25 protein-coding genes are annotated in these 25,154 nt (G+C 60.0%); 14 read left to right on the forward strand and 11 right to left on the reverse strand.

Annotation, left to right across the window (positions count from 1 at the left end; translation table 11 throughout):
• Nucleotides 1-48 precede the first annotated feature (48 nt).
• The gene (locus tag J2Z75_RS23590; RefSeq protein WP_209855342.1) at nucleotides 49-843 is read left to right on the forward strand and encodes a response regulator; all 795 of its coding nucleotides are present in this window, start codon (nucleotides 49-51) and stop codon (nucleotides 841-843) included.
• Nucleotides 844-1,109: 266 nt separating this feature from the next.
• On the forward strand, nucleotides 1,110-2,057 hold the full coding sequence (locus tag J2Z75_RS23595; protein ID WP_234937528.1) for a sensor histidine kinase: 948 nt from the start codon (nucleotides 1,110-1,112) through the stop codon (nucleotides 2,055-2,057).
• A 274-nt stretch (nucleotides 2,058-2,331) separates the two neighbouring features.
• Here J2Z75_RS23595 and J2Z75_RS23600 read toward each other — a convergent pair whose 3' ends face one another.
• The 9 genes from J2Z75_RS23600 to J2Z75_RS23640 form a co-directional block, all read right to left on the reverse strand.
• Nucleotides 2,332-3,912 carry an FGGY-family carbohydrate kinase gene (locus J2Z75_RS23600; protein ID WP_209855343.1) on the reverse strand — a complete coding sequence of 527 codons (1,581 nt, stop codon included), beginning with the start codon at nucleotides 3,910-3,912 and terminating at the stop codon, nucleotides 2,332-2,334.
• On the reverse strand, nucleotides 3,912-4,613 hold the full coding sequence (locus J2Z75_RS23605) for an HAD family hydrolase (RefSeq protein WP_407692816.1): 702 nt from the start codon (nucleotides 4,611-4,613) through the stop codon (nucleotides 3,912-3,914). Before J2Z75_RS23605 ends, J2Z75_RS23600 begins: the two co-directional genes overlap by 1 nt.
• Before the next feature lie 75 nt (nucleotides 4,614-4,688).
• Nucleotides 4,689-6,173 carry a mannitol dehydrogenase family protein gene (locus tag J2Z75_RS23610; RefSeq protein WP_209855344.1) on the reverse strand — a complete coding sequence of 495 codons (1,485 nt, stop codon included), beginning with the start codon at nucleotides 6,171-6,173 and terminating at the stop codon, nucleotides 4,689-4,691.
• 25 nt (nucleotides 6,174-6,198) lie between these two features.
• On the reverse strand, nucleotides 6,199-6,972 hold the full coding sequence (locus J2Z75_RS23615) for an L-iditol 2-dehydrogenase (RefSeq protein ID WP_209855345.1): 774 nt from the start codon (nucleotides 6,970-6,972) through the stop codon (nucleotides 6,199-6,201).
• Nucleotides 6,969-7,970, reverse strand: coding sequence for an ABC transporter ATP-binding protein (locus J2Z75_RS23620; RefSeq protein ID WP_209855346.1), 1,002 nt, complete (start codon nucleotides 7,968-7,970; stop codon nucleotides 6,969-6,971). The genes J2Z75_RS23615 and J2Z75_RS23620 overlap by 4 nt, the downstream gene beginning before the upstream one ends.
• Before the next feature lie 26 nt (nucleotides 7,971-7,996).
• Nucleotides 7,997-8,821 carry a carbohydrate ABC transporter permease gene (locus J2Z75_RS23625; RefSeq protein WP_209855347.1) on the reverse strand — a complete coding sequence of 275 codons (825 nt, stop codon included), beginning with the start codon at nucleotides 8,819-8,821 and terminating at the stop codon, nucleotides 7,997-7,999.
• 13 nt (nucleotides 8,822-8,834) lie between these two features.
• Complete coding sequence (locus tag J2Z75_RS23630; protein WP_209855348.1) at nucleotides 8,835-9,707, reverse strand: carbohydrate ABC transporter permease; 873 nt, start codon at nucleotides 9,705-9,707, stop codon at nucleotides 8,835-8,837.
• A 192-nt stretch (nucleotides 9,708-9,899) separates the two neighbouring features.
• Nucleotides 9,900-11,210 (reverse strand): ABC transporter substrate-binding protein, encoded by a 1,311-nt coding sequence (locus J2Z75_RS23635; RefSeq protein ID WP_209855349.1) that lies wholly within the window; start codon nucleotides 11,208-11,210, stop codon nucleotides 9,900-9,902.
• Between the two features lie 152 nt (nucleotides 11,211-11,362).
• Nucleotides 11,363-12,316, reverse strand: coding sequence for a sugar-binding transcriptional regulator (locus J2Z75_RS23640; protein WP_209855351.1), 954 nt, complete (start codon nucleotides 12,314-12,316; stop codon nucleotides 11,363-11,365).
• Nucleotides 12,317-12,519: 203 nt separating this feature from the next.
• Here J2Z75_RS23640 and J2Z75_RS23645 point away from each other — a divergent pair, with 203 nt between their 5' ends.
• The 4 genes from J2Z75_RS23645 (at nucleotide 12,520) to J2Z75_RS23660 (ending at nucleotide 17,490) form a co-directional block, all read left to right on the forward strand.
• On the forward strand, nucleotides 12,520-13,881 hold the full coding sequence (locus J2Z75_RS23645) for an NAD(P)-dependent oxidoreductase (protein ID WP_209855353.1): 1,362 nt from the start codon (nucleotides 12,520-12,522) through the stop codon (nucleotides 13,879-13,881).
• Between the two features lie 15 nt (nucleotides 13,882-13,896).
• Entirely contained in the window at nucleotides 13,897-15,210 is a 1,314-nt protein-coding gene (gene preA / locus J2Z75_RS23650) for an NAD-dependent dihydropyrimidine dehydrogenase subunit PreA (protein WP_209855355.1), read from the forward strand.
• 249 nt (nucleotides 15,211-15,459) lie between these two features.
• On the forward strand, nucleotides 15,460-15,546 hold the full coding sequence (locus J2Z75_RS29355) for an SEC-C metal-binding domain-containing protein (protein WP_244506519.1): 87 nt from the start codon (nucleotides 15,460-15,462) through the stop codon (nucleotides 15,544-15,546).
• A gap of 261 nt (nucleotides 15,547-15,807) precedes the next feature.
• The gene (locus J2Z75_RS23660; RefSeq protein WP_209855356.1) at nucleotides 15,808-17,490 is read left to right on the forward strand and encodes an adenylate/guanylate cyclase domain-containing protein; all 1,683 of its coding nucleotides are present in this window, start codon (nucleotides 15,808-15,810) and stop codon (nucleotides 17,488-17,490) included.
• 6 nt (nucleotides 17,491-17,496) lie between these two features.
• Here J2Z75_RS23660 and J2Z75_RS23665 read toward each other — a convergent pair whose 3' ends face one another.
• Nucleotides 17,497-18,147, reverse strand: coding sequence for a TetR family transcriptional regulator C-terminal domain-containing protein (locus tag J2Z75_RS23665; RefSeq protein ID WP_209855357.1), 651 nt, complete (start codon nucleotides 18,145-18,147; stop codon nucleotides 17,497-17,499).
• Between the two features lie 291 nt (nucleotides 18,148-18,438).
• Between J2Z75_RS23665 and J2Z75_RS23670 the strand changes: the two genes are divergently transcribed.
• Genes J2Z75_RS23670 through J2Z75_RS23690 form a run of 5 tightly spaced genes read left to right on the forward strand, consistent with a single transcriptional unit; the run spans nucleotide 18,439 to nucleotide 22,265 of the window.
• Nucleotides 18,439-19,692 carry a Zn-dependent hydrolase gene (locus J2Z75_RS23670; RefSeq protein ID WP_209855358.1) on the forward strand — a complete coding sequence of 418 codons (1,254 nt, stop codon included), beginning with the start codon at nucleotides 18,439-18,441 and terminating at the stop codon, nucleotides 19,690-19,692.
• 20 nt (nucleotides 19,693-19,712) lie between these two features.
• On the forward strand, nucleotides 19,713-19,961 hold the full coding sequence (locus tag J2Z75_RS23675; protein WP_209855359.1) for a hypothetical protein: 249 nt from the start codon (nucleotides 19,713-19,715) through the stop codon (nucleotides 19,959-19,961).
• The gene (hydA, locus tag J2Z75_RS23680) at nucleotides 19,958-21,412 is read left to right on the forward strand and encodes a dihydropyrimidinase (protein WP_209855360.1); all 1,455 of its coding nucleotides are present in this window, start codon (nucleotides 19,958-19,960) and stop codon (nucleotides 21,410-21,412) included. The genes J2Z75_RS23675 and hydA overlap by 4 nt, the downstream gene beginning before the upstream one ends.
• Before the next feature lie 5 nt (nucleotides 21,413-21,417).
• On the forward strand, nucleotides 21,418-21,876 hold the full coding sequence (locus tag J2Z75_RS23685) for a hypothetical protein (protein ID WP_209855361.1): 459 nt from the start codon (nucleotides 21,418-21,420) through the stop codon (nucleotides 21,874-21,876).
• A gap of 35 nt (nucleotides 21,877-21,911) precedes the next feature.
• Complete coding sequence (locus J2Z75_RS23690; protein WP_234937529.1) at nucleotides 21,912-22,265, forward strand: hypothetical protein; 354 nt, start codon at nucleotides 21,912-21,914, stop codon at nucleotides 22,263-22,265.
• A 29-nt stretch (nucleotides 22,266-22,294) separates the two neighbouring features.
• On the opposite strand, the gene J2Z75_RS23695 is transcribed toward J2Z75_RS23690, so the two are convergent.
• The gene (locus J2Z75_RS23695; RefSeq protein WP_209855365.1) at nucleotides 22,295-22,708 is read right to left on the reverse strand and encodes a cupin domain-containing protein; all 414 of its coding nucleotides are present in this window, start codon (nucleotides 22,706-22,708) and stop codon (nucleotides 22,295-22,297) included.
• 142 nt (nucleotides 22,709-22,850) lie between these two features.
• On the opposite strand from J2Z75_RS23695, the gene J2Z75_RS23700 reads away from it, so the two are divergent.
• The 3 genes from J2Z75_RS23700 to J2Z75_RS23710 are packed head-to-tail and all read left to right on the forward strand — an operon-like array spanning nucleotide 22,851 to nucleotide 24,901.
• Complete coding sequence (locus tag J2Z75_RS23700; RefSeq protein WP_209855367.1) at nucleotides 22,851-23,642, forward strand: ABC transporter ATP-binding protein; 792 nt, start codon at nucleotides 22,851-22,853, stop codon at nucleotides 23,640-23,642.
• A gap of 36 nt (nucleotides 23,643-23,678) precedes the next feature.
• Nucleotides 23,679-24,014: a hypothetical protein gene (locus J2Z75_RS23705; protein ID WP_209855369.1), complete on the forward strand. Its 336-nt coding sequence runs from the start codon at nucleotides 23,679-23,681 to the stop codon at nucleotides 24,012-24,014.
• Between the two features lie 2 nt (nucleotides 24,015-24,016).
• On the forward strand, nucleotides 24,017-24,901 hold the full coding sequence (locus J2Z75_RS23710; protein ID WP_209855371.1) for an ABC transporter permease: 885 nt from the start codon (nucleotides 24,017-24,019) through the stop codon (nucleotides 24,899-24,901).
• The last annotated feature ends 253 nt before the right edge of the window (nucleotides 24,902-25,154 follow it).

Consider the following 25,154-nt stretch of genomic DNA (forward strand, 5'->3'; position numbering starts at 1 on the left):
TCCCCGCTGTCATGGCCATCACATCGGCCAGATTGAGGGAGTTCATATATGTCACTTTCCACCCGGATCGCCCCGTTCCTGCCCTATTTGCGCAGATATTCGCGTGCGTTGACCGGATCGCAGACCTCGGGCGACGCGTATGTCGCGGCCGTTCTGGAGGCGCTGATCGCGGATGTCGCCATCTTCCCGCAAGCCAGCAGCGACAGGGTCGCCCTGTTTCAGCTCTATACGAAGCTCTTCGGCTCATCGTCCGTTTTGATCCCGGAACCGGTGTCTCCGTTTGCGTGGGAAAAGCGGGCATCGATCAATCTCGCGTCCGTCTCGCCGCTCGCCCGGCAGGCCTTCCTGCTTGTTTCGGTCGAAGGGTTCCGCACGAGCGAGGCGGCCGAAGTCCTCGACACGAGCGAGAGCGGCATGAACCAGTTGCTTGAGCGTGCATCGGAAGAGATTTCCCGCCAGGTCGCAACCGATATCATGATCATCGAGGACGAGCCGCTGATTGCGATCGACATCGAACAGATGGTCGAGAGCCTCGGGCATAAGGTCACCGGCATCGCGCGCACGCGCGACGAGGCCGTGGCGCTGTTCAAGGCGACCCGGCCGAGCATGGTGCTCGCCGATATTCAGCTTGCCGACGGTAGCTCGGGTATCGACGCGGTCAACGATATATTGAAGAACACGGCCATTCCGGTGATTTTCATCACGGCGTTCCCCGAACGTCTGCTGACCGGCGAGCGGCCCGAGCCGACTTTCCTCGTCACCAAGCCGTTTAACCCGGACATGGTCAAGGCGCTGATCAGCCAGGCGCTATTCTTCAACGAATCCACCAAGGCCGCAGCCTGAAATGCCTTCGCCCGCGGCATCCGGGCGAACAATCTCTCTATCCAATGACGCGGGGCGCCAAGAGCGCCCCGGTGAAACACGCCGACATCTAAGCCCGGCCAGTTTCCTGTCGAAATACCGATCGGACGAATGCGCTTCTTTCGTGGGCGCGGGAGCTGAGCGAACAATCGATCAGAGAATGGAAGGCATATCGCGTGGGCAATGCAGGCAGTTCAGCCCCCATCAAGACCGGAGCCAATACCAGCGCGGTCTTGATGGAGCTGGTTTTGAAGAAATCAGGTTCGGGCTATCTCTATCAATCGGACGATCTTGACGCCGTTCTTTCCGGAAATCTGCCTGAAGGACTGCAGTCGCTGGCAACGGCAAAGCAGGCAGACGAGGAGACGTTTGGAGCCGAAGATGGCGCCCGCTTGACCGCATTGAAGCGCGACGTGGCGCGCAACAACAATCCCGCCTCGACTGAAATCGACGTGGCGTCTGCCACCGGCATCCTGACCTACCGGATAGACATCGAACGTGTCGATACGCAGGGGATGACCGGAATTCTTTCCGTGATTACCGACATTTCGGAAACCCGGCATCGCGAGCGCATCCTTAAAACCCTGCTGCGCGAACTCAGCCACCGCTCGAAGAACCTGCTGGCAATCATCCAGGGGATCGCAACGCAGACAGCGCGCCAAGCCCTGTCGCTGGACTATTTTCTCATCAAATTTCGGGGACGCATCCAGTCGCTTGCCTATTCGCAGGACCTCGTCACCGATTCCAGTTGGCGCGGCGCCTATCTCTTCGCACTGATCGAACGGCAATTCAGTGCCTACTGGCCCAATTCCGAAACGCCGATCTCGGTCAACGGTATCAATGCCCATCTGTCGCCGAATGCGACGCTGCATATCGGGCTAGCGCTGCACGAACTTATCGTCAATTCCGCATCCCATGGCGCGATCTCGGCAGGCGTGAACTCGCTGACGATCGATTGTTTCGGGACGATCCTCGATGACAATGATGCCATCGAACTGGCATGGATCGAACACCTGCCTCCCGCCGCTACCCTGCGGGAGGCAGACGAGCATACCTTTGCGCGTACGGTTCTGGAGCGTGTCGTGCCGGTAGCGATCGGCGGTCGGGCGATGTATCTGACGACACCCGATCGCATTGAATATCACCTGACCATTCCATCGCGGGAATACGAAATCATCGACCACGTCGAGGAATGATACCCATCCTGGTGCTTCCGGGCGTGCGCGGGGTGAAACGTCTTTCGAGCGGTCGCTTGAAAAAGAACAGCCAGCGCCCGGGGAAGGCACTGGCTGATATTGACAACTCACCGAGGGGGCGTGTGAGCTGGATGTCGGATCATTTATGGGTGGTTCGCATTGGGGGCGACACGAACCACGATCCGGACATCACCTAAACGAACCCATCGGGAAAAAGTTCCGCTCGGTTTTTGATTTTTTCAACAAAACTCTTCACGCATTGAAACGGTCGCGTTCAGAGCGATTCCAGTTCGGCGCGGTGCCGATAGAGGCTCAAGAACTTTCGATAGTCGCGGTCATAGGTTTCCCGCATCTCCGCGTTTGGATATCGTGCGTGCCCACCAGGTGACATGGCCGGTCCGGCTGCGCCAAGATCCGGATAGAGACCGCCTGCGACCGACGCGACCATGGCGGTGCCCAATAGAACGGCGTCGTTCGTTTCCGGCACGACGACCGTGCAACCCGTCACGTCGGAGTAGAGCTCCATCAATAGCGGATTGCGCACATGGCCGCCTGTTATATGCAGCGTGTCGAGATCGTAACCGGCCTGTTTCATCGTTTCCAGAATATGGCGAATGCCAAGCGCAATGGCGACACAGGTGCGCCAGTAAAGCCGGCAAAGCGCATCGAACGAACTGTCGAGCGTCAGGCCGCTGATCACGCCAAGCGCGTGCGGATCGGCGAGCGGCGAGCGGTTTCCATGAAAATCCGGCAGCACATGCAGCCGCGCCGCGAATTCGGTTCCATGAGCGGCCCGCAGTTCCTGAATGCGCAGAACGATCCTCTGATGAACTTCAGCATCCGGCTCCCCGCCGGCGCTGTGGCTGCGGACGACATGATCGAGCAGCGCGCCTGTCGCCGACTGCCCGCCCTCGATCAGCCAGCTGCCTGGAAATGCGGCCTCGAAATAGGGGCCCCACATTCCAAAGCCCGATTTCATCTCCTTGGAGAAGGCGACGATGCAGCTGGAGGTTCCGGCGATCAGGGCAAGTTGCCGCTCCAGCCGCTCGGGCTCGCCGGCAAATTCGCCGAGAACACCGATGGCGCCGGCATAGGCATCGATCAGCCCCGTCGCCACCTGGCAGGTCTCATGCAGGCCCAGTTCTACCGCAGCCGCAGCGGTCAGATGCCCTGTCGATTGTCCGACCGGCAGCGTTTCCTCCGGCAGCCCGCCCCGCTCCCGCAGGTCCTCAAGCCCGATCCTGGCAAGGAACCCGTCCTGCCAGCCGGTCTCCTCATGGGACAAATAGTTCCACTTGGCTGTCAGCGTGCAGCGGGACCGCGCCGCATTGCCGGTCGCCCGCCAGGACATGAAATCGGCGAGATCGAAGAAATATCCCGCCCTTTCCCATTGTTGCGGCAGGTTCTGCTTCAACCACATGAGCTTCGGCATTTCCATTTCCGGCGACATGACGCGACCGGAATGGTTCAGCACCGGATGTTCCGTGGCCGTGCAGAAATCGGCCTGCTTCAGGGCGCGATGATCGAGCCATACGATCGTGTCCCAGCGCGGATCGCCCTTGCGATTGACGGACAAGGGGGCGCCGTTTCTGTCGCGCACGACCAACGAGCACGTCGCATCAAACCCGATCGCAGCAATGGCTTCGGCGGGCACCCCAGCCTTGGCGCGCGCCGTTTTGACGGCAATGCAGACGGCCGTCCAGATATTTTCGGAATCATGCTCGGCGTGATTTTCTTCCGGCCGGTTCATCGCGATCGGATAATCCGCCCGGGCCAGCTGCTTGCCATGCCGATCGAAAATGCCAGCACGGGCGCTGCCGGTTCCGACATCGACAGCAACGATCAAATCAGCCATCAGAGCCCTGCGTTCCCGTCCCTTTGTTCTTTGCGGATAAGATGGATCAATTCCCGCATGTCGTCAAACAGCACATCGGGGTCGAGCTGCCGCAGCGTTTCCAGATGCCGCTCCGACTTTGCATGCGAAGCGCCGGCAAACGCGAAAACCCGCATGCCTGCGGCCTTGGCAGCTTCTATGCCAGCCGGGCTGTCTTCCACGACAATGCAATTTTCGGGTGGGGTGGCCATCTTGGCGGCAGCGTGCAGGAAGAGATCCGGTGCAGGCTTGCCGCGCTCGACCATGCTCGAGCTGAACAGATAGGGATCAAGCTTGTCGATCAATCCTGTGATGGTCAGGGAGAGCCGGATGCGCTCCATCTGGCTCGAAGAGGCGACACATCGGGCGATATCAAGCTGGTCAAGCGCTGTTGCGACACCAGCAACCGGCTGCAGTTCCTGGCGAAAGCGCTCGTAGAGATCGAGGCGCATCTCCTCGAGAAAATGATCGTCCACCGCAAGACCGTAGTCCTCATGCAGAATATCCGACATCGTCTTCAGGCTCTTGCCGAGGAACCGTTCCGTCGCCTCCTCGGCATCCATATCGACACCGGCATTGCGCAGCACGCGAACAAGCACATCGAGCGACAACGGTTCGCTGTCCACCAGCACGCCGTCGCAATCGAAAATCACCAGTTTGGGCGGATGCGCGGTCATCTCCATCAAGCGGCCGCTTGCGTGCCAGATCGAGCGCCTATTGCAGCCGCGACGTTACGCAAGGACTGAAGCGTCATGAGATCATTCTCCAAGTTTGCCGTCGAGATAGAGCTGAAGCGTTGCCCGCGTGCCCTTGTCCCAAAGCGTCCGCAACGCGTGTGCAAACCGCCTTTGAAACAGCGTTGATTGCGCAACATCGCCGAAGATATCCGAAAGCGCAAGGAAGGCCTGTGGATCGTCCTTGGCTTCAATGGCCGCCGCATGAAGCCGGTCGGCACTGGCATCGTTGAAGGCGATAGCCTTGCCGCTATCGGAGGTTCCCGCGAAGTAGCGGCACCAGAGCGCCGAGACCAGCGCCAGGCCGACGACGTCTTCGCCGCGCCGCAATCGGTCGGCTGTCGTCGGCAGGATGAACTTCGGCTGCCGGTTGGAGCCGTCCTGCGCCAGACGCGGGATCGTGTCTCCGATCTTTGGATTGAACAGGCGCGACTCCACCTTTTTGAAATAGGTATTGAGATCCGTGTTCGGCACCGGCGGGATGACCGGAATGATTTCGTCCTGTTCAAGCTTGGCCAGAAACGCGCAGACCGTCTTATCCTCCATCGCCTCATGGACGAAATGGATGTCGAGAAGCGCCGCGGGATAGGCAATCGCCGCATGGCCGCCATTCAGAATGCGGATCTTCATGTGCTCATAGGGCGCCACATCCGGCACGAACTGGACACCGACCTTTTCAAGCGCCGGGCGGCCAGCTGGAAAATGATCTTCCAGCACCCATTGCTTGAATTCCTCACAGAAGACCGGCCAGTTGTCGTCAATACCATAGTCGTCGGCCACAATGCCGACTTCGCGTGGTCCGGTCGCCGGTGTGATACGGTCCACCATGCCGTTGGGAAATGCCACGTTGGCTTCGATCCATTCGGCAAGCGCCGGATCGGAGAGCCGTGCCAGGCCTGACACGGCGGCGTGGGTGACTTCGCCATTGCCCGGAATATTGTCGCAGGACATCACGGTGAACGGCACGATGCCCTTGTCCCTGCGCGCTTTCAGGCCCGCGATGATCAGACCGAACACGGTTTTCGGATCGCCCGGGTTCTGACTGTCGGCGACGATCGCCGGATGCTCGGGATTGAAGGCGCCGGAGGCTGGGTCGATGAAATAGCCGCCCTCCGTGATCGTCAATGAGACAATGCGGATCGTCGGATCGGCAAGTCTTGCAGCCGTCGCCGCCGCATTGCCCGGCCGCAGATAATCGATCATCGGCGCAGTGACGCGCGCGGCACTCTTGTTATTGTCCTGTTCGACGACTGTCGTCAGGAAGTCCTGTTCCTCAAGTTTCGCCCGCATCGCCTCGTCGGACGGCAAAACCCCTGCCCCGACGATTGCCCAATCGTGATCGCTGCCCGTGTTGAAGAGATCGTCGAGATAGATCGCCTGATGGGCGCGATGAAAATTGCCGACGCCGAAATGGACGATGCCCGCCTTCAATGTCGACCGGTCATAGGCCGGGATCGCGGCGGTCGCCTTGATGGCGTCAAGATTGGCGAGCGAAAGTTTGGTCGTCATGTTCATTCCTTTCGACGAGCTTCGATCAGCTCATCCAGTTGCCGCCATCGACATTGTAGGTCTGCGAAACGACATAGTTGCTCTCAGCGGAGGCGAGGAAGATCGCCATGCCCGTCAAGTCTTCGGCCGTTCCCATGCGTCCGAACGGAACTTCGGCAGCCACCAGTTTCTTCTTCTCGCCGAGCGGCCGGTTCTCGAACTTGGCAAATAGCGCATCGACGCCGTCCCAGTGCTCGCCATCGACGACGCCGGGTGCAATCGCATTGACGTTGATGCCGTGCTTGATCAGGTCCAGCCCGGCCGACTGGGTCAGGCTGATGACCGCCGCCTTGGTGGCGCAATAAACGGCGACAAGAGCTTCCCCGCGGCGCCCCGCCTGGCTGGCCATGTTGATGATCTTGCCGCCGCGTCCCTGCGCGATCATCTGCTTTGCAGCAGCTTGCATGGTAAAGAGCGTGCCGGAGACATTGATCGTAAAGAGACGGTCATAACTTTCCCGCGTGATCTCGACGATGGGGGCGAGATCGAACAGGGCGGCATTGTTGACCAGAATATCGAGACCGCCGGCTTTTTCCACGACAGCGGCAATCGCCGCATCGATGGAAGCCTGGTTGGTCACGTCCATCTCAATCGCATAGGCCGCTGGACCTATCTCGGCAGCAGTCGCTTTCGCGCGATCGAGATTGATGTCAGCGATGGCGACCGTCGCCCCTTCGCGGATATAAGCCTCCGCGAAAGCGCGCCCGATACCACGCGCCGATCCTGTGATCAGCGCGCTTTTTCCCTGTAGCCGTGTCATCGAATTGCCAGTCCCTTGTCGTCGAATTTATGAACCCGGCCCTCTTCCGGCGTCAGGAAAACCTGGTCGCCATGCGTGACCGCGAAATCCCCGCCGACGCGGGCCGTGACCAGACCGATACCGTCGACATGAATGTGCAGGAAGGTATCCGAGCCTAGATGCTCGGCCACGCCGACCACGCCGCGCCAGGCGCCCGACTGCGTCGACAGCTGGAGATGCTCCGGGCGGACGCCGATCGAATGGGCGTTGTACGGTTTGGAGAATTCGCCTGTCGCGAAATTCATGCGCGGCGAACCGATGAAGCCGGCGACGAAGATATTGTCCGGCCGGTGATAGAGATCAAGCGGCGAGCCCACCTGCTCGATGTTGCCGGCGTTGAGAACCACGATCTTGTCGGCCATGGTCATGGCCTCGACCTGGTCGTGGGTGACGTAGATCATCGTTGTCTTCAGCTGATGATGAAGTTCGCTGATTTCGAGCCGCATCGTGCCGCGCAAGGCAGCGTCGAGGTTGGACAGCGGCTCGTCGAACAGGAATGCCGAGGGTTCGCGCACGATGGCACGGCCGATGGCGACGCGCTGGCGCTGGCCGCCGGAGAGCTGGCCCGGACGGCGGTCGAGATAGTTGGTGAGGTTGAGCACGCGGGCTGCCTCCGTCACCTTCTTGTCGATCAACGCCGGATCGAGTTTCGCCATCTTCAACGGAAATGCGATATTGTTGCGCACCGACATATGCGGGTAAAGCGCATAGGACTGGAACACCATGGCCAGCCCACGTTTCGCCGGTGCCGTGCCTGTGACATCGCGGCCGTCGATCTCGATCGTGCCCGAGGACGTATCCTCCAGGCCGGCGATCAAGCGCAGCAGCGTCGACTTTCCGCAGCCCGAGGGGCCGACGAAGACGACGAACTCGCCCTCGTTGATCATCAGGTCGATTCCCGGAATGACCTGCGTCGCGCCGAAGGATTTGTTGACCTTTTTCAGTTGAATATTGCCCATGCGTGCCTCCCAAGTCTTTTCTTAAGTTACTTCACGGCGCCGAAGGTCAGGCCGCGGACAAGTTGCTTCTGGCTGAACCAGCCCATGATCAGGATCGGCGCGATCGCCAGCGTCGAGGCCGCCGAAAGCTTTGCCCAGAACAGACCTTGCGGACTGGAGAAGGAAGCGATGAAGGCTGTGAGCGGTGCTGCATTGGTCGTGGTCAGACGGATCGTCCAGAAGGCTTCGTTCCAGGCGAGAATGATGTTGAGCAGCATGGTCGATGCGATGCCGGGCACCGCCATCGGCGTCAGGACATAGAAGATCTCGCCCCAGAGCGAAGCACCGTCCATCCGCGCAGCTTCCAGGATCTCGCCGGGAATTTCGCGGAAGTAGGTGTAGAGCATCCAGATCACGATCGGCAGGTTGATCATCGTCAGCATCACCGTCAGGCCGATGCGGCTGTCGAGCAGGCCGAAATCACGGAAGATCAGGTAGATCGGCACCAGCACGGCCACGGCAGGCATCATCTTGGTGGAAAGCATCCACATCAGGATGTCCTTGGTCTTGGCCGTCGGCGAAAAAGCCATCGACCATGCTGCCGGCACCGAGATCAGAAGCGCCAGGAAGGTCGAGCCAAGCGACAGGACGACAGAGTTCAGGAAGAACTTGAAGTAGTTGCTCTGCGCCTGCACGGCCCCGTAGCTCTCGACCGTGCCTGACGGGATCAGGCTGAAACCCTGGATCGCCTCGGTTTCGGACTTGAAGCTGGTGATGATCGTGTAAAGGATCGGAAAGAAGATGATCAGGGCGACGATCCATGCGAAGATCGTGACGACGACGGTTTTTCTGGTCGAGACTGCACGGGCCATGGTCTAGCCTCCCTTATCTGTCGAGGTTCTTGCCAACGGCGCGCATCAGGAAGAAGGCGACGATATTGGCGAGGATGACTGCGATGATGCCGCCCGCCGAAGCGCCGCCGACATCATAACCGAGTAGAGCCGTGCGGTAGATCAGGAACGGCAGGTTCGTCGATGCGTAGCCCGGGCCACCATTGGTGGTGACGAGAATTTCGGCATAGACACCAAGCAGGAAGATCGTCTGGATCAGGATGACGACGGTGATCGAGCGGGCCAGATGCGGCAGCGTCAGATAGATGAACCGGTTGACGAAATTGGCGCCGTCCATCTCGGCCGCTTCCTTCTGTTCTCCGTCCAGTGATTGCAGCGCGGTCAGAAGAATGAGCGTTGCAAACGGCAGCCACTGCCAGGCGACGATGATGATGATGGAAAACAGCGGATATTGCGCGAACCAGTCAACCGGCTGAAGACCGAGGGCACGGCTGATATCGGCGAACACGCCGTAGCCCGGATGCATGATCATGTTCTTCCAGACGAGCGCTGCCACCGGCGGCATGACGAAGAACGGCGAAATGATCATGATGCGCACGATCCCCTGCCCGAACATCGGCTGATCGAGCAGCAGACCGAGCGCGATACCACCGATGACGGTGATCAGAAGTACACCCACAACGAGGACCATCGTGTTCCAGATGGACTGGAAGAAGGCCGGATCCGTGTAGAAATACTGGTAATTGAACAGGCCAGCGAAGCTGACATTGCCGGGATTGAGCAGGTTGTAGTTCTGGAACGAGAACCACAGCGTCATTGCCAGCGGAACGATCATCCAGATCAGGAGAAGCCCGACGGACGGGGCCATCATCCAGCGCGCAAGCGCCTTCGTATTCTGCGTAGCCATGGAACAACCCTCCCTCTGCCATGCCGCCCGACGTTATGACAAATCGGTGCGTTGGTCTCGCTTACTATATTATCATGCGTAAAGTTTAAACATGGCGCGTATAAAAAATTTGCGCCGCGGCACACTCTGGGCCGTCGAGGAGTTGGCTGCCCGGATGAATGGTATCCGGACAGCCACGTCCTTGGGAGACGCTTACTTGATGTAGCCGCCGCGGGTCATTTCGCGAGTGGTTACCTGCTGTGCCTGAGCCAGCGCATCGTCAACCGTCATCTGGCCTGCCAGAGCGGCGGAGAAGAGCTGCCCGACCGTCGTGCCGAGACCCTGGAATTCCGGGATGGCGACGAACTGAACGCCAACGTAAGGCACCGGCTTTACGGACGGGTTCTTCGGGTCGGCGGCATTGATGCTGTCGAGCGTCATCTTGGCGAACGGAGCCGCCTTCTGATACTCGGCATTTTCATAGAGCGAGGTGCGCGTGCCCGGAGGGACGTTTGCCCAGCCTTCCTTGGCGGCGACGATGTCGAGATAGTGCTTGCTGGTTGCCCAGGACACGAACTTCTCGGCGGCGTCCGCCTTCTGGGTACCTGCCGGAATGGCAAGGTTCCAGGCCCACAGCCAGTTGCCGCGCTTGCCGAGACCTGTGTCGGGAGCAAGAGCGAAACCGACCTTGTCGGCAACCGTCGAGTCCTTCGGGTTGGTCACGAACGACGCTGCAACCGTGGCGTCGATCCACATTCCGCACTTGCCCTGCTGGAAGAGCGCCAGGTTTTCGTTGAAGCCGTTGGACGAGGCACCCTGCGGGCCTGCGTCGTTCATCAGCTTGACGTACATGTCGAGCGTGGCTTTCCATTCCGGCTGATCGAACTGGGGCTTCCAGTTCTCGTCAAACCAGCGAGCGCCGAAGGCATTGGACGTGGCGGTCAGAAACGCCATGTTCTCGCCCCAGCCGGCCTTGCCGCGAAGGCAGATGCCGTTGATGCCGGCCGCACGGTCGGTCATCTTGCGGGCTGCCTCGCCGATGAATTCCCAGGTCGGAGCGTCGGGCATGGTCAGCCCGGCCTTTTCGATCAGGTCCTTGCGGTACATGACCATCGAGCTTTCGCCATAGAACGGAGCCGCATAGAGCTTGTCGTCCATGGTGAGGCCCGAGCGGATAGCCGGCAGCAGGTCGTCGACGTCGTAATCGGCGCCGAGCTTTTCGAGCGGCAGGAGCCAGCCCTGCTTGGCCCAGATCGGAACTTCATAGGTGCCGATCGTCAGAACGTCGTACTGGCCGCCCTTGGTTGCGATATCCGTGGTGACGCGTTCGCGCAGCACGTTCTCTTCGAGGGTGACCCATTCGAGCTGGATGTCGGGATTTGCCTTGGTAAAATCGTCCGTCAGCGTCTGCATCCGGACCATGTCACCGTTGTTCACCGTTGCAATGGTGAGGGTTTCTGCCTGTGCAAAACCCGCGATGACGACTGCCGAGCACGTGCCCAGCAAAAAAGTTTTCAAGTTCATATATCTTCCTCCCAGAAGAGTTATGAGCATTTGCCTTGCTCGTGGGCAATTACTCACACGTTTGCAAAAAATGTCAATCGCATTCGTTGCTGCACCGCAGAAACGATCCCTTACTGATTTGATTTTGTTCGTGAAAATTTGTGGGTATTCGCTCAGCTGTTGAGCAAATACTCTGCGGTCGTCTCGTCGGTGATGACGCCGTTGATCACGCGACCTTTGAGCGCAGCTCTCAACGCGACGTATTTTCGCTGGCCTTTGGCAATGCCGATGACCGTTGCCGAATCACGCGACGGCAAGGGCACGCTCGCGACGCGCTTGTTGATGCTGCCGGGCATCATCTGCCCCTCGCGATCGAACATCCAGCCGCAGATCTCGCCTGCGGCACCCTCGTCCATCAGCCGCGCCATCTCGTCGGGGGCCAGGAAACCATCCTCGCACAAAGGCGCCTGCTGGCCGAGTTCGCCGACGCCGACGAAAGCGACATTCGCCTCGGCGCCAAGCTGCAGCGCCGATTTCACCAGCGCCTGGCTGTGCAGCACCGCCCGCTCCTCCGGCGAGGATACGAGAACCGGCAGCGGCATCGGAAAATGCCGCGCCTTGACCGCATCCGCCATTGAGAAGATGACGTTGTAATAGGCAGCCGATCCGTCGAGACCGATATTACCGGTCAGGGACACTATGCGATGCTGCGGACATTCCATTGCCGGAAGCTGGTCGATCGCCGCCTTCAGCGTTCGGCCTGTGCCAATGGCCAGAATGATCGGATCGGTCGATTTCAGCCAGCGCTCGATTTCGGCCGCCCCCGCTTCGGCAATGCCGACCGTCGTTGAGGAAGACCCGGGATCGCTCGGCACGATATCCACCTGCTTGAGGTCGAATTTTTCCTTCAGCCGAAGCCCCAGTTCGAGACAGGCGGCAATCGGATGGTCGAGGCGAACCTTGATCAGGCGCTCGGCCATGGCCAGCGAAACCAGCCGCTGCGCTGATTGGCGGGAAATGCCCATCGCGGAAGCGATCTCGTCCTGGGTACGCCCGGCAACATAATAGAGCCAGCCCGCACGCGCGGCGTCATCAAGCCTGTTATTGCCTTCCGGTCTGCGCGCCATCTGCTGTACTCCCTAGGCAATGTGCTGACACTTTTTCCCGCCTTCTGTCAAATACAGACCATTGCCATATTGGTTGGAAGCCTGGCGAAACCCCTGCGCCGCCTAGATTCCCGCGATTTCATTTTTAAAATTTTACCGTTTGATAAAAAAATAAAGCGTGTTACCGTTTCATCATCCTGAGGCCTGACATTTGGGAGCAAAAAATGGGAACGACTGAAACTGGAATACTGAGCGGGCGCCTCTCGCCAGTGGAATATGAAAAGAATTTTTCCGACCTGCATCCGCCGCTGGACGAGCACGAGGCGCTGGTCGCGTCCGACCGCTGCTACTTCTGCTACGACGCGCCCTGCATGACGGCCTGTCCCACCTCCATCGATATCCCGCTGTTCATCCGGCAGATATCGACAGGAAACCCGATCGGCTCGGCCAACACCATCTTCGACCAGAACATTCTGGGCGGCATGTGTGCCCGCGTCTGTCCCACCGAAACGCTCTGCGAGCAGGCCTGTGTGCGCAATACCGCCGAACATCGCCCGGTCGAGATCGGGCGGCTGCAGCGTTACGCGACCGATATCGCCATGCGCGAAAACCGTCAGTTCTACGAGCGTGCAGAACCGACCGGTAAATCCATTGCCGTCGTCGGCGCAGGCCCGGCAGGTCTCGCCTGCGCCCACCGGCTGGCCGTCAAGGGTCACGACGTCGTCATCTACGACGCGCGCGAAAAAGCCGGCGGCCTCAACGAATACGGTATCGCCACCTACAAGGCGGTCGACGACTTCGCCCAGGCCGAAGTCGACTACGTACTCGCCATCGGCGGCATCGAAATCCGCAACCGCCAGATGCTCGGGCGCGATTTTTCGCTGAGCGACATGCTGGCCAAGCATGACGCCGTCTTCCTCGGCCTCGGTCTTGCCGGCGTCAACGCACTGCGGGCCGAAGGCGAAACCGCCGAAGGCGTCGAGGATGCGGTCGATTTCATCGCCGCTCTCAGGCAATCGGAAACCAAATCGGACATCCCCGTCGGCCGCCGGGTCGTGGTGCTTGGCGGCGGCATGACCGCCGTCGATGCGGCCGTGCAGGCAAAGCTGCTTGGCGCCGAGGAAGTGACCATCTGCTACCGCCGCGGCAAGGAGAACATGAACGCCTCGGAGTTCGAGCAGGATCTTGCTGCCGCCAAGGGCGTCACCATCCGCCATTGGCTGCAGCCGAAACGCGTCATCGCCCGCGACGGCAAGGTGGCAGGCATCGAACTCGACTACACCACGATCGAGGACGGACGCCTCATCACGACAGGCGAAACCGGCGTGATCACCGCCGATCATGTACTGAAGGCCATCGGCCAGACATTCGAGGCCGATGGTCTCGGGGTCATTACGCTGCAATCCGGCCGCATCGTCATCGACGACGAAGGCCGCACGTCGCTCGACCGCGTCTGGGCCGGCGGCGACTGTGTGCTGGGCGGTGAGGACCTGACGGTCTCCGCCGTCGCCATGGGTCGCGACGCGGCCGAATCGATCAACCGCGTGCTTGCCGCTGCATCGCAGCCGGCTGTCGCCGTCGCTTGAAGGGGAGAATGAACAATGGCTGATCTCCGTAATAACTTCGTCGGTATCAAGTCCCCCAACCCGTTCTGGCTGGCGTCCGCGCCGCCGACCGACAAGGCCTATAATGTCGAGCGCGCCTTCAAGGCAGGCTGGGGCGGCGTCGTCTGGAAGACGCTGGGCGAGGAAGGCCCACCGGTCGTCAACGTCAACGGTCCGCGTTATGGCGCCATCTGGGGTGCCGACCGCCGGCTTCTCGGCCTCAACAACATCGAGCTGATTACCGACCGCGACCTCTACACGAACCTGCGTGAAATGAAGCAGGTCAAGATGAACTGGCCGGACCGCGCCCTGATCGCCTCGATCATGGTTCCCTGTGAGGAAAATGCCTGGAAGGCGATCCTGCCGCTGGTCGAGGAAACCGGTGCCGATGGCATCGAGCTCAATTTCGGCTGTCCGCACGGCATGTCGGAGCGCGGCATGGGTGCCGCGGTGGGCCAAGTGCCGGAATATATCGAAATGGTCGTGCGCTGGTGCAAGCAGTATACCCGCATGCCGGTCATTACCAAGCTGACGCCGAACATCACCGACGTGCGCAAGCCGGCCCGCGCCGCCAAGAGCGGCGGCACCGATGCCGTCTCTCTGATCAACACGATCAACTCGATCACCTCTGTCAATCTCGACACGTTCTCGCCGGAACCCTCGATCGACGGCAAGGGCAGCCATGGCGGCTATTGCGGCCCGGCGGTCAAGCCGATCGCGCTGAACATGGTGGCCGAGATCGCCCGCGATCCGGAAACCTACGGCCTGCCGATCTCGGGCATCGGCGGCATCACCACCTGGCGTGACGCAGCCGAATTCCTCGTTCTCGGCGCCGGCAACGTTCAGGTCTGCACCGCAGCCATGACCTACGGCTTCAAGATCGTCCAGGAAATGATCACCGGCTTGTCCAACTGGATGGACACCAAGGGCCATCGCACGCTCGACGATATCTGCGGCCGCGCGGTGCCCAACGTTTCCGACTGGCAGTACCTCAACCTCAACTACATCGCCAAGGCCCGCATCGACCAGGATGCCTGCATCCAGTGCGGCCGCTGCCACATCGCCTGCGAGGACACCTCGCACCAGGCGATCACCCAATATGTCGATGGCAAGAGACATTTCGAGGTGATGGAAGACGAATGCGTCGGCTGCAATCTCTGCGTCAACGTCTGTCCCGTGCAGGACTGTATCACCATGGTCGGGCTTGAGCCGGGCACGCTGGACGAGCGCACCGGCAAGGTGGTCGATGCCAACTATGCCAACTGGACGACCCATCCGAACAATCCGATGGCCCGTCAGGCGGCGGAATAATTCGTATCGACGACACGAATCGGTCGCCTCGCTGCAAGCCGGGCGGCCGATTGCATTTGCTCGCTATGGCAAACCTGATATGCAGACACCGCTGCATCTGTCGCAGCGCCCCAAGACAGGAGGCAATCATGTCACGCCAAACCTTCAACGACGTGAGCTTTTGAGGTCACGTCCAAGCGACGCAAATCTTATCCTTCCGAAACCAAAGTCAAGACCGGCAACCGCTTCGTTCACGGCGACGTCGAACTGATCGAGAAACTCGGCCGCAACGATCCCTGCCCCTGCCAATCGCGGAGGCGGTTTCAAGCACTGCTGCCTGAAGTCCGGCCGTTATGACGGCATCGAGCGGGATCACTACTTTTAGAGATCGGGACTGAACGATGGCAGGCGCCCGGCTAAACCCCGGGCGTCTGCGGTCCCTTGTGGGAAAAGGCCCGGATTTTCGGCATACGACACGACAATAAGCACCCGCAATAACGGATTGGACACGAAATTGCGACAAAGCGTCTCCAAAACGTGCGTTGCTCCTTACCGCGAACTCGTCAATAAGAAACGATAGCAAAATGCGGCGCTTCGCCGCCAACTCCGGATTCCCGTTTGAAAATCGCCTCATCCAGAACGCGCAAAAGGCTGCATTTGCTGACAGGCGTCTGCCTGGGACTGTTCCTGCTCACCCATTTTTCCAATCACGCGCTTGGCCTCGTATCGGTCGAGGCAATGGAAAACATGCGCAGAATTTTCAATTTCGTCTGGAGAAGCTGGCCGGGAACGATACTGCTTTACGGCTCGCTTCTCGTTCATTTCGTGCTGTCTCTGGAAAGCCTCTATCGACGGCAGACACTGCGCATGCCGATCCGCGAGGCGCTGAAAATCGTCTTCGGCCTGTCTTTCCCCTTTTTGCTCGTCAGTCATGTCATCAACACGCGCATCGAATCGGCGCTGACCGGGTATGGAGACGGCTACTACGAAGTTCTGCCGCGCCTGTGGTCCAATCCGTTGACCGCAAGCACGCAATCGGCGGCGCTTGTGCTGGCCTGGTCGCATGGCTGTCTTGGCTTCTGGTTCTGGATGCGCGGCCGGGACTGGTATCCCCGGTATTTCCTGCTGATCTACTCGTTTGCCCTGCTCGTTCCGCTTCTGGCTTTGTTGGGTTTTGTCGTCGGCGCGCGTTCGATCCCGGCCATCCCCTCGGACGCCTGGTTCAAGCCGGTTCGAACCTCCCCCGAAATCCTGTCGGATATCCGGGTGACAATCTTCGTAACGCTCATGACGGCGATTGGCGTAACCTTGATCGCGCGCCTCATTCCGGTCCGTGGAAAGATCCGGATCACCTACCCGGACAGGGCGATTTCGGTTGCCAAGGGTTTCAGCGTGCTTGAGGCGAGCCGCGCCGCCGGCATCCCGCACCTGTCGATCTGCGGTGGACGCGGACGCTGTTCCACCTGCCGCGTGCGGGTAACGGAAGGATTGGAACGGCAACCCCCGGCGACGGAGGCCGAAAGGGCAACGCTCGCGCGTATCCGCGCGCCGGACAATGTACGCCTTGCCTGCCAGCTGCGGCCGAACCACAATCTCAGCATTTCCCCCATTCTCGGCGCCGATAATGTCGGCCTCAAAATTCAGCCGAGCGAACAGGAAGCGGCCGGCCGCGAGCGCCGCATTGCTGTCCTGTTCTGCGACCTGCGCGATTTCACGCTGCTTGCCCAGCAACAGCTGCCGTTCGATACGGTCTTCCTGCTCAACCGCTATTTCGAGACCATCGGCGAGGCTGTCGAAGAATCGGGCGGCATGATCGACAAGTTCATCGGCGATGGCGCGCTGGCCATCTTCGGACTGAACAATAGCATCGAGGAAGCTTGCGCGCAGGCGCTGACCGCAACTGTTCGCATCGCCAAGGGCGTCGACGTCCTCAACCGCAACTTCATGAGCGAACTGGACAAGCCGCTGCGTATCGCCATGGGCATGCATGCCGGCCCGGCGATCATCGGCCAGATCGGCTACGGCAAGGCCTCGGCGCTCACCGCCGTCGGCGACACGATCAACGCCGCCAGCCGGCTGGAAGGTTTCGCCAAGGAATATGACGCGCAGTTGGCGGTTTCCGCCGACGTCGTGCGCTATGCGGGCCTTACCGTCAACAACCGCGAAAGCTACAATATCTCCATTCGAGGCCGGACGGGCACGCTCGAAACCCTCATCGTTCAGAACGCGTCCGAATTCGAAGCGCTGATGGCAGCCGCGGCACAAAAGCAGGACGTGCCGTCGCAGCCAGCGGCACGCTGACCGACGTCAACTCGCCGAGCCGTCGGCCGAAAGGCCCGTGACGAACAGTTGTTCGAGGAAACGGGCAGCATCCTCGAAACGCCCTTCGCCGGATCGCCCCTCGCCCAGCACACCACGCACCTGCACATCGAAATCGGCATAATGCTGGGTCGTCGACCAGATGGCGAAGATCAGATGGTAGGGATCGCATTTGGCGATCTTGCCGGCCTTCGCCCAGGCGCGGATCACCTCCGCCTTCTCGTCCACCAGCGTCTTCAGCGGCCCTTTCAGTTCGTCCTCGATATGGGGAGCCCCTTGCAGGATCTCGTTGGCAAACAACCGGCTTTCGCGCGGAAAATCACGCGCCATTTCCAGCTTGCGGCGGATATAGCTGCGGATTTCCGAGACCGGGTTTCCTTCGGCATCAAATTCGCGCAAAGGATCGAGCCAGCTGTCGAGTACCCGGTCGATCAATGCTCGGTGCATCGCTTCCTTGGTGCGGAAATAATAAAGCAGGTTTGGCTTCGACATGCCGGCCACATCGGCGATCTGATCGATCGTGCTGCCGCGAAAACCGTGGGTGGCGAACACGTCGAGCGCCGCCTCCAGAATCAGTTCTTCCTTCTCCTCCTGGATGCGGGTTCGCCTTTGTGTTCGGGCTGCCCTCGGAAGTACCATATTTCCCCCTGTCTTCTCACCAATCGTCGTCTGCACACGGCCTGAAATCACCCGAAAACCGCAAGTTCTAAAAATTCGGACGACACTTTCGTTTTTTCTGTTTTTCCGTCTTGAGTGCGGCAATGGAAGTTGTAATGTTTTACCAACCGGTCAAATTATCAGTCAGTTCACTTTCAAACGCAACGACTGATCGCAGGGCAATCGAAAAAACCAGATGGCCCCGATTTGACCACGGGAACGACGGGATGCGCTGAGAACGTGCCTCCCCCAAAAAGAATGAGGAGAACCGCCATGGCTCATGCACCGGGCGAGAACATGCGTGTCAATGCAGACCGTCTGTGGGACATGCTGATGGACATGGCGAAGATCGGCCCCGGCATCGCCGGCGGCAACAATCGCCAGACCCTGACCGACGAGGACGGCGAAGGCCGCCACCTTTTCAAGACATGGTGCGAAGATGCCGGATTGACCGTCGGCGTCGACAAGATGGGCACGATGTTTGCCACCCGCCCCGGCACCGATCCCGATGCCCTGCCCGTCTATGTCGGCTCGCATCTCGACACGCAGCCGACCGGCGGCAAGTATGACGGCGTGCTGGGCGTGCTCGGCGCGCTGGAAGTCGTGCGCACCATGAACGATCTCGGCATCAAGACCAGACATCCGATCGTCGTCACCAACTGGGCGAACGAGGAAGGCGCGCGTTTCGCGCCTGCCATGCTCGCCTCCGGCGTTTTTGCCGGCGTTCATTCGCTCGATTTCGCCTATGGCCGCAAGGACCCCGAGGGCAAGACCTATGGCGACGAGCTGAGCCGCATCGGCTGGCTTGGCGAGGAAGAAGTCGGTGCCCGCAAGATGCACGCCTATTTTGAATACCATATCGAGCAGGGTCCGATCCTTGAGGCAGAGGAAAAGACCATCGGCGTCGTCACCCACTGTCAGGGCCTGTGGTGGCTGGAATTCACGCTGACCGGCCGCGAGGCCCATACCGGCTCGACCCCGATGAACCTGCGCGTCAATGCCGGCCTTGCCATGGCGCGGATCATCGAGATGGTCCAGGGCGTCGCCATGGAAAACCAGCCGGGCGCTGTCGGCGGCGTAGGGCAGGTGTTCTTCTCACCCAACTCCCGCAACGTTCTGCCGGGCAAAGTCGTCTTCACCGTCGATATTCGCTCGCCCGACAAGGCCAAGCTCGACCGCATGCGCGCCAGGATCGAAGCGGAAGCGCCGAAGATCACCGAAGCGCTCGGCGTCGGCTGTTCGATCGAGGCCATCGGCCATTTCGAGCCGGTGACCTTCGATCCCACGCTCGTCACCGCCGTGCGCACCGCCGCCGAAAAACTCGGCTACAGCCACATGAACCTGATCTCCGGCGCCGGCCATGACGCCTGCTGGGCCGCCAAGGTCGCGCCTGCGACGATGGTCATGTGTCCCTGCGTCGGGGGCCTGAGCCACAACGAGGCGGAAGAGATATCCAAGGAATGGGCGTCTGCGGGCTGCGATGTGCTGTTCCATGCAGTGGTGGAGACGGCGGGGATCGTGGGGTAAATCGGGTGCGGGAAATGAACGTGTCGCTCGAAATGAACCAGAATGTGACGATCCAGCTCACACTCGCGGAAGCGCTTATTCTTTCGGATTGTCTCGGCCGTCTTAATGCTGGAGAGAATCTGGCGCAACTCGTTGATAACGCCGAGCAGATGGCACTGTGGACACTCGACAATCGTCTTGAGGCTTGGAACCCCGTCATTTTCAGCGACCGTTACGATAAATACCTTCAAGACGCCAAATCTTTTATCACAAGAGGTACAGACGAATGACCACAGTCATCAAAAACGGAACCATCGTCACCGCCGACCTCACCTACAAGGCGGATGTCAAGGTCGATGGCGGCAGGATCGTCGAGATTGGTCCGAACCTCTCGGGCGACGAGACGTTGGACGCGACCGGCTGTTATGTCATGCCGGGCGGCATCGATCCGCATACCCATCTCGAAATGCCGTTCATGGGTACCTATTCGTCCGACGATTTTGAAAGCGGCACGCGCGCAGCGCTCTCCGGCGGCACAACCATGGTGGTCGATTTCGCGCTCCCCTCGCCCGGCCAGTCGCTGCTCGAAGCGTTGACCATGTGGGACAACAAGACCTCGCGCGCCAATTGCGACTTCTCCTTCCACATGGCGATCACCTGGTGGAGCGAGCAGGTCTTCAACGAGATGCAGACCATCGTCCAGGACAAGGGCATCAACTCGTTCAAGCACTTCATGGCCTACAAGGGCGCCCTGATGGTGGACGACGACGAGATGTTCCATTCGTTCCAGCGCTGCGCCGAGCTTGGCGCGCTGCCGATGGTCCATGCCGAAAACGGCGACATCGTCGCGCAGATGCAGGCAAAGCTGCTGGCAGACGGCAACAACGGCCCGGAAGCCCACGCCTATTCCCGCCCCGCCGCCGTCGAGGGCGAAGCGACCAACCGCGCCATCATCATCGCCGACATGGCAGGCGCCCCGCTTTACGTCGTCCACACCTCCTGCGAGCAGGCGCATGAAGCGATCCGCCGTGCGCGTCAGAACGGCATGCGTGTCTATGGCGAGCCGCTGATCCAGCACCTGACGCTGGACGAGACCGAATATGCCAATCCCGACTGGGACCACGCCGCCCGCCGCGTCATGTCGCCGCCGTTCCGCAACAAGCAGCATCAGGACAGTCTCTGGGCCGGACTTGCCGCCGGTTCCCTGCAGGTGGTCGCAACCGACCACTGCGCCTTCACCACCGCCCAGAAGCGTTTCGGCGTCGGCGATTTTACCAAGATCCCCAATGGCACCGGCGGGCTTGAAGACCGCATGCCGATGCTCTGGACGCACGGCGTCGCCACCGGCCGCATCACCATGAACGAGTTCGTCGCCGTCACCTCGACCAACATCGCCAAGATCCTCAACATGTATCCGAGGAAGGGCGCGATCCTCGTCGGCGCCGATGCCGATCTCGTGGTCTGGGATCCGCAGCGCTCGAAGACGATCTCGGCCGCAAGCCAGCAATCGGCGATCGACTACAATGTCTTCGAAGGCAAGCAGGTCACCGGCCTGCCGCGCTACACACTGACGGGCGGCGTCGTCGCCATCGAGGAATCGACCATCAAGACCCGCGAAGGCCAGGGCAAGTTCGTCAGCCGGGAACCCTTTACCGCCGTCAACAAGGCGCTCTCCACCTGGAAGGACATCACCGCGCCACGCAAGGTCCAGCGCACCGGCATTCCGGCAAGCGGGGTGTGATGCGCGTGGAAAGGCCGGTCGATTTATGGGAGGTGATCTACGGCTATATTCTCGCCGTTCCGGCAGGTTTCCTTGTGTGGGCTTTCACAAAAATGCTTGCCGCAGGCATGCTTCCTTCCATACCAGGCAGCGCAGGCGTCCTCCTCGTATTTTTACTTCCATTCGCACTGGCGGCGATTATGGTCCTCGGTTTGCCCTTCACTTTGGCTTTTCTTTGGGTCATGCGATATTTCGGCATCCGCAGCCTTTCAGTCCTTCTCCTCGGCGGCGCAATGGTACCATCGGCAGCAATATTCTTCGGTCAGTCGCTTGTGAGCCTCTTCTCGAACTTGACCACAGGGCGTTTAAACCCCGGTCCCTTGACCGGACTTCAGTTCGAAACCGTCCCGGCAGGAATGATTGCTGCCTACACTCTTTATCGTGTCAGTCTCAGGCCATGTTTTGAGAAAGGGATTGGAAGTTGAAGCAGCATATTTCCCAATGTTGTATGCACCTTCTGATGACAATCGTCTTCACCGTGATGATCCCTGCGGCCGCATCCGCGCAGGCGAAACTCCTTGATGGAGCCTATGGCAACAAGGAGGGCTGCATCTACGCCAGTACAGGCGAAAGCTCAGGCGCAGATTTCTTTTTCCTTTTGACGGATGAGGCTATCACTTCGGCTGCGTCCTATTGCACCTTCAAGGGGCCAATCACGAAAAGGGGCTCGTCCTTTTCGGCAATCATCGCCTGCCAGGAAGAAGGAATGGAGGCAGAGACCGATCACGATGTCGATATCAATCGGGTGGACGCTTCCTATACGATCGTCTTCAAGGATCGCTCCATCTGGGGACCGCTGGATAAATGCAAATGACCATCGCCCTGCACTGTCCCACTGACGGCTCAGACCGGAACCAGCGCTTCCAGCTCAGGCAGCAGGACGACGCTCTCCTGCTCGTTCGGATCTGTCCGAGCAATCACCGCCGACGCGGGCTTGTCCGACAAATTGGCCGGAAGATGCGGAACACCAGCCGGGATGTAGAACATCTCTCCCGCCCGCACGATCACATGCTCCTCCAGCCGTTCGCCGAACCAGGTATGCGCCTCGCCGGACAGCATGTAGATAGCTGTTTCATGGGTCTCGTGTTTATGCGCCTTGGCGCGGCCGCCCGGTGGGATCGTCAGAAGATGCATGCAGATACCCGTCGATCCGACCGCTTCCGCCGAAATTCCCTCGAAATAGCTGAACCCCTGCTTGCCGTCATAGGTCTGGCCGGGACGGACAATCCGGCAGGTCGGTTTCGATGATTGCAACATTTCCCCATCTCCTAGGTGGCAACATCGCGCGCAGCATACCTCATTCGAAAAATATGAAGTACGACTATCCAAGGCAGAGAGCCGAATGACGTCACAGCAAACTTCCAGGCAATGGCATTCAGGGCGGAGCGCACCGGACACAATGACAATCACACCAGCATCCGTCGTTTCGGCGCGCGATCTCGGCCTCACCTTCGAGACCAATGACGGTCCCGTCAACGCCCTGACCGGCGTCAACCTCGATGTCAACAAGGGCGATTTCGTTTCCTTCATCGGCCCTTCCGGCTGCGGCAAGACCACCTTCCTGCGGGTCATCGCCGATCTCGAAAAGCCGACCTCCGGCGCGATCACCGTCAATGGCACCACGCCCGAAGATGCCCGCAAGAATCGCTCCTACGGCTATGTCTTCCAGGCAGCCGCGCTTTATCCCTGGCGCACGATCGAGAAGAACATCGCCCTGCCGCTGGAGATCATGGGCTACAGCGCCGCCGACCAGAAGGCCCGCATCGACCGCACGCTGGATCTCGTCAACCTCACCGGCTTCGGCAAGAAATTCCCCTGGCAGCTCTCCGGCGGCATGCAGCAGCGCGCCTCCATCGCCCGCGCGCTCGCCTTCGATGCCGACCTGCTGCTGATGGACGAACCCTTCGGCGCGCTGGACGAAATCGTCCGTGATCACCTGAACGAGCAACTGCTGAAGCTCTGGGACCGGACCAACAAGACCATATGCTTCGTCACCCACTCGATCCCGGAAGCCGTCTATCTCTCCACCAAGATCGTCGTCATGAGCCCCCGCCCCGGCCGTGTGACGGACATCATCGAATCGACCTTGCCCAAGGAACGGCCCTTGGATATCCGCGAAAGCCCGGAATTCCTGGAGATTGCCAGCCGCGTTCGCGAAGGCCTGAGAGCGGGGCATAGTTATGATGAGTAGATCGATTATGCCGTGGCATACGGTGAGGTGCCTTTCATGAACCTCCAATTCATCCTCTGGCTTTCCGCCTCCATGGCCATCTTCCTCAGCGCCGCGACCGCCTCGCGCTACTACGTGTCCAGCAACAACATTCTGATCCTGATCTTCTCGCTTGGTCTCTACTGCATCGGTAACCTGATGATGGTGCGGCTGATGCGCGAGGGCGGGCTCGGCCTTGCGATCTCGGCCTCGGCCATCGCCCAGCTCCTGCTGATCAACGTCATCGCCTTTGCCGTCTTCGGCGAGCGGATGACCATGCCGCAACTGGCGGGCGTAGCGCTCGGCATCGTATCGATGGCCCTGATGATGCTGCCGAGCGGGGGAAAGGCCTGAGCATGGAAAAGTCGAACTTCTTCAAAGACAGGGTCATGCCGGTGGGGGTCATTCTCCTTGCCCTGCTGGTCATCTGGTATGTTGCCGTCATCTTCCTCAATGTGCCGTTTGAGCGTGACACCGCCGCGCGCGCCGGAACGGCAATCACCTTCTCCGAGATCCTGCCGAAAACCATGTTCCAGCAACGGCCGGTCCTTCCCGCCCCGCATCAGGTGATCGCCGAAATCTGGAATACGACAGTCTTGATGCCGATTACCTCCAAGCGCAGCCTCGTCTATCATGCCTGGATCACGCTCTCGGCAACGCTGCTCGGCTTCGGCATTGGCACCGTGCTTGGCATCCTGCTGGCTGTCGGCATCGTCCACAACCGGGCGATGGACCGGTCGCTGATGCCCTGGGTCATCGCCAGCCAGACCATTCCGATCCTCGCCATCGCGCCGATGATCATCGTCGTGCTCAATGCGGTCGGGATCTCGGGGCTGCTGCCGAAGGCGCTGATCTCCACCTATCTCAGCTTCTTCCCGATCGTGGTCGGCATGGTGAAAGGGCTTCGCAGCCCCGAGCAGATCCAGCTTGACCTGATGCACACCTATTACGCCAGCCCGTCGCAGACCTTCTGGAAACTGCGCTGGCCGTCGTCCATGCCCTATCTCTTCACATCGCTGAAGGTCGCCATCGCCATCTCGCTGGTCGGCGCCATCGTTGGCGAATTGCCGACCGGCGCCGTGTCCGGCCTCGGCGCGCGCCTGCTGGCCGGTTCCTACTACGGCCAGACGGTGCAGATCTGGTCGGCCCTGTTCATGGCGGCTGCACTCGCCGCAACTCTGGTGATCATCGTCGGCTTCGCCCACACCGCCGTCCTCAAGCGCATGGGGACCCGGGCATGAGACGATTGACCTCTTTGCAAACTTTTTTGGTGTTGATTACGGGTTTGCAGTTTTTCACATTCTACCCGCTGCTTGCCACGCCATATCTGAGCGGGCCGCGGTGGGGCGCATTTCTGATGTTGCCTTTGATCATCTATTGCTTGGCATTTTCCCTGCGCCGTAAACGAAAGAAACCTATCCCAGCGCTGGAATGGGCTGCATTAGCGTATCTCATCGCATTTGTTCCTATAACTTTAAGCTCGCTGAACGGTTT

The sequence above is a fragment of the Rhizobium herbae genome (assembly GCF_017873135.1).
GTDB lineage: Bacteria > Pseudomonadota > Alphaproteobacteria > Rhizobiales > Rhizobiaceae > Pararhizobium > Pararhizobium herbae.